Source organism: Pseudomonas rossensis, from assembly GCF_039888995.1.
GTDB classification, from domain to species: domain Bacteria; phylum Pseudomonadota; class Gammaproteobacteria; order Pseudomonadales; family Pseudomonadaceae; genus Aquipseudomonas; species Aquipseudomonas rossensis.
Map to the genome: position 1 here is coordinate 1 of NZ_JBBWCB010000375.1, position 247 is coordinate 247.

At 62.3% G+C, this 247-nt stretch carries 1 protein-coding gene; it reads right to left on the minus strand.

All coding sequences use genetic code 11. The features are described from left to right. A partial coding sequence (locus WLY71_RS31750) for a hypothetical protein (protein ID WP_347806610.1) occupies window positions 1–247 on the minus strand: 247 nt, incomplete at both ends.

Consider the following 247-nt stretch of genomic DNA (forward strand, 5'->3'; position numbering starts at 1 on the left):
GGGTTGTGGGCAGTTGCGCCATCACGGCTTGGTGTTCAGGCCACACAGGTATCAGGCGGACTATACCGGAAGGCCCCAGCAGAACCACGTTGAAGGCGTGGTTAATGGCCGCGCGCGTGTTTGGGTGGAGTCCGTGTTGCGTAATGGCCGTATTGACCGCCGCCTCCAACGCTGCTGGGCGCACTTCGCCCGCAGCAGGCGCCAGCGTTGACCAGCTCAGATCCTGCTGCTCGAGGTGACACAGAAA